Source organism: Pseudomonas sp. EGD-AK9 (assembly GCF_000465935.2).
Taxonomy (GTDB): domain Bacteria; phylum Pseudomonadota; class Gammaproteobacteria; order Pseudomonadales; family Pseudomonadaceae; genus Aquipseudomonas.
Window position 1 is genome coordinate 1 of record NZ_AVOF01000298.1, and the last position, 3,989, is coordinate 3,989.

Sequence of the window (3,989 nt, forward strand, 5' to 3'; positions counted from 1 at the left end):
ACCGCCCTGAACGCCCACAGCGCGCTGCGCATGGCTACCCTGGGCGGCGCCCGCGCGCTCGGCCTGGACGCCCAGATCGGCTCGCTGGAAGTCGGCAAACTCGCCGACCTGGTCGCCTTCGACCTCTCGGGGCTGGCCCAGCAGCCGATCTACGACCCGGTGTCGCAGCTGATCTACGCCAGCGGCCGCGACTGCGTGAAGCACCTGTGGGTCGGCGGCAAGCAGCTGCTCGACGAGCGCCGCCTGACGCGCATGGACGAAGACGAGCTGATCGCCCGGGCCAGGGCCTGGGGCGAGCGGATCGCCAAGCGGTAATCCGGCTGAAACCCGGGAAATAGCGGTCCGCCCAGGCCACAACGCCGATACGACTGCGACAAACTGACATACATTGAGAGTCCCCGCGTCGCCCAATGCCGCCGCCGAAACTGGCAACATGGGCGGCACACCGAATTCAAGGCTTTTGCAGAGAACCCTATGAGCAACGTCGACCGCGCCGAAATCGCCAAATTCGAGGCCCTGGCCCATCGCTGGTGGGACCTTCAGAGCGAGTTCAAACCCCTGCACGACATCAACCCGCTGCGGGTCAACTGGATCGACGAACGCGTCGGCCTGGCCGGCAAGCGCGTGCTGGACGTCGGCTGCGGCGGCGGCATTCTCAGCGAGGCCATGGCCCAGCGCGGCGCCACGGTGATGGGTATCGACATGGGCGAGGCGCCGCTGTCGGTGGCCCAGCTGCACCAGCTGGAGTCCGGCGTCGAGGTGGACTACCGGCAGAGCACCGCCGAAGCCCTGGCCGAGGAACTGCCCGGCCAGTTCGACGTGGTCACCTGCCTGGAGATGCTCGAACACGTGCCCGACCCGTCCTCGGTGATCCGCGCCTGCCACAAACTGGTCAAGCCCGGCGGCCAGGTGTTCTTCTCCACCATCAACCGCAACCCCAAGGCCTACCTGTTCGCGGTGATCGGTGCCGAGTACCTGCTGCGCCTGCTGCCGCGCGGCACCCACGATTTCAAGAAATTCATCCGTCCCTCCGAGCTGGGCGCCTGGAGCCGCGCCGCCGGCCTGGAGGTCAAGGATATCGTCGGCCTGACCTACAACCCGCTGACCAAGCACTACAAGCTGGAAGCCGACGTCGACGTCAACTACATGATCCAGACCCTGAAGGAGGCCTGATGCGCCTGCGCGCGGTTCTCTTCGACATGGACGGCACCCTGCTCGACTCGGCGCCGGACTTCATCGCCATCACCCAGGCCATGCGCGCCGCCCGCGGCCTGCCGCCGCTGGCGGACAAGGCGATTCGCGACCAGGTCTCCGGCGGCGCCCGCGCCATGGTCGCCTGCGCCTTCGCCGACGACCCGGACTCGGCCGCCTTCGAGGCCCTGCGCCAGGAATTCCTCGAACGCTACCAGGAGCACTGCGCTGTGCTGACCCGCCCCTTCGACGGCATCGACGCCCTGCTCGGCGACATCGAGCAGGCGCGCCTGCTGTGGGGCGTGGCCACCAACAAGCCGCTGCGCTACGCCGAGCCGATCATGCAGCGCCTGGGCCTGGCCGAGCGCTCGGCCGTGCTGGTCTGCCCGGATCACGTCGAACAGAGCAAGCCGGCGCCGGACATGCTGCTGCTGGCCTGCGCGCAGCTCGGCGTGCAGCCCGGCGAAGTGCTGTTCATCGGCGACGACGCGCGTGACATCGAGTCAGGCCGCGCCGCCGGCTGCAAGACCGCGGCGGTCACCTACGGCTATATCCACCCCGACGACAACCCACGCCACTGGGGCGCCGACGTGGTGGTCGACCACCCGCTGGAGCTGCGCGCCGTGCTCGACCGCGCGCTCTGCAGCTGCTGACTCGTTGGGCTTCGCTGCGCTCAACCCAACCTACGCCATCACGAGATACGATCCATGTTCGACTATCAAGCCCGCCCCAACCTGCTCAAGGACCGGGTGATCCTGATCACCGGCGCCGGTCGCGGCATCGGCGCGGCGGCGGCCAAGAGCTTCGCCGCCCATGGCGCCACCGTGCTGCTGCTGGGCAAGACCGAAGCCAACCTCAGCCAGGTCTACGACGAGATCGAGGCCGCCGGCCATCCGCAGCCGGTGGTGATTCCCTTCAACCTGGAAACCGCCCTGCCGCACCAGTACGACGAACTGGCGGTGATGATCGAGAACGAATTCGGCCGCCTCGACGGCCTGCTGCACAATGCCTCGATCCTCGGCCCGCGCACGCCGCTGGAGCAGCTCTCCGGCGACAACTTCATGCGCGTGATGCACGTCAACGTCAACGCCATGTTCATGCTCAGCAGCACCCTGCTGCCGCTGCTCAAACTGTCGGACGACGCCTCGGTGCTGTTCACCTCCAGCAGCGTCGGGCGCAAGGGCCGCGCCTACTGGGGCGCCTATGCGGTATCCAAGTTCGCCACCGAGGGCCTGATGCAGGTGATGGCCGACGAACTGGACGGCATCGGCAACGTGCGCGCCAACAGCGTCAACCCCGGTGCCACCCGCACCGCCATGCGCGCCCAGGCCTATCCGGGCGAAAACCCGGCCAGCCGTCCGCTGCCGGAGGAAATCATGCCGGTCTACCTCTACCTGATGGGCCCGGACAGCAGCGGCGTCAACGGCCAGGCCTTCGACGCCCAGTAAAGCCAAGGCAGACCCGGCGCCCGCCGCCGGGTTACGCCGCGACAGAAATCCGCCGCCCGCCGGTGCAAGCGGCATCAGATTGCCACCGTCCCCGCCGGACAACCGGCAAAAGCCGGCCATTGGCCACCTTCTGCGATATATAAGTGACTGACTTCACAGGGCTTTCACCGCATTTGAACCAGCTGGCATGAAATTCGCTCTAACCCTCTCGTCGTCGCTACATCGCGCCAGAGGATCAGCTCCATGGTTCCCCCCAACCAGACCAACACCATCGATTTCGACGCGGCCAAGCTGCAGCGTCTGGGCTTCACCGGCAACCGCAACCTGCCGCTCAAGCCCGCCAGCCTGGTCGAGCTGCGCCAGCAGCTGGGCCTGCAGCTGCAGACCAGCCTGGACGCCGAGCGCATCGTCAGCCTGTTCTTCCGCGAAGTGCAGCGCCTGGTGCCGCTCGATGCCCTGGCCTTCGCCCATCCGACCCACGACCTGCGCCTGGAGCTAGGCGAACGGGCGCCGCACTCGGCCGGCTACCGCCTGAGCCATGAGGGCGAGTACCTGGGCGAACTGATCTTCCGCCGCAAGCTGCGCTTTGCCGACGACGAACTGGCGCAACTGGAATCGCTGCTGGCCTGCCTGCTGTTTCCGCTGCGCAACGCCCTGCTCTACCGCACCGCGCTGCAGAACGCGCTGCGCGACCCGCTGACCGACACCGGCAACCGCATCGCCATGGACCAGGTACTGCAGCGCGAGGTGGACCTGGCCCGGCGCAACCTGCAGCCGCTGTCGCTGCTGATGCTGGATATCGATCACTTCAAGCAGATCAACGACAGCCACGGCCATGCCCTCGGCGACGAGGTGCTCAAGGCCGTGGCGCAGACCCTGAAGAACCAGCTGCGCAATATCGACATGGTGTTCCGCTACGGCGGCGAGGAGTTTCTCGTGGTGCTCTCCAACACCTGCCGCGAGGCCGCGGCGCTGGTCGGCGAGCGCCTGCGCTACGCCGTGCTGGAACTGCAGTGCCTGGACGGCGGCCGGCCGATCGAGGTGTCCATCAGCCTCGGCTGCGCCAGCCTGCTGCCGGGCGAGTCCAGCGAAAGCCTGCTGCGCCGCGCCGACGGCGCCCTGTATATCGCCAAACGCGAGGGACGCAATCGCCTGACCATGGCGGGATAGAGGCCGCGGCAAGCTGCAGGTTCGTAGCCCCAAGGGTGACAAACACGAATGGCAGGACAAAAAAAGGGGCCCCATACGGAGGCCCCTTTTTTCTGGCTGACACTTAGCGCTTGCGGCCGAAGCCCGGACGCTGGCCGTCGCCGGCCGGCGGACGCTTGCTCGGCGCAGCCGGGCGCGGTT

Annotated in this window: 5 protein-coding genes; all 5 read left to right on the forward strand. The window is 67.5% G+C overall.

What is annotated here, in order from left to right:
- The coding region (locus tag N878_RS14435; protein ID WP_031303188.1) for an amidohydrolase family protein at window positions 1–315 on the forward strand (315 nt) is incomplete at its 5' end.
- 159 nt (window positions 316–474) lie between these two features.
- Entirely contained in the window at window positions 475–1,173 is a 699-nt protein-coding gene (gene ubiG, locus N878_RS14440) for a bifunctional 2-polyprenyl-6-hydroxyphenol methylase/3-demethylubiquinol 3-O-methyltransferase UbiG (RefSeq protein ID WP_021444338.1), read from the forward strand.
- On the forward strand, window positions 1,173–1,844 hold the full coding sequence (gene mupP, locus N878_RS14445) for an N-acetylmuramic acid 6-phosphate phosphatase MupP (protein ID WP_021444339.1): 672 nt from the start codon (window positions 1,173–1,175) through the stop codon (window positions 1,842–1,844). Before ubiG ends, mupP begins: the two co-directional genes overlap by 1 nt.
- 54 nt (window positions 1,845–1,898) lie before the next feature.
- Window positions 1,899–2,639, forward strand: a complete 741-nt coding sequence (locus N878_RS14450; protein ID WP_021444340.1) for a YciK family oxidoreductase — start codon at window positions 1,899–1,901, stop codon at window positions 2,637–2,639.
- Window positions 2,640–2,882: 243 nt separating this feature from the next.
- Window positions 2,883–3,809, forward strand: coding sequence for a GGDEF domain-containing protein (locus N878_RS14455; RefSeq protein WP_021444341.1), 927 nt, complete (start codon window positions 2,883–2,885; stop codon window positions 3,807–3,809).
- Window positions 3,810–3,989 lie beyond the last annotated feature (180 nt).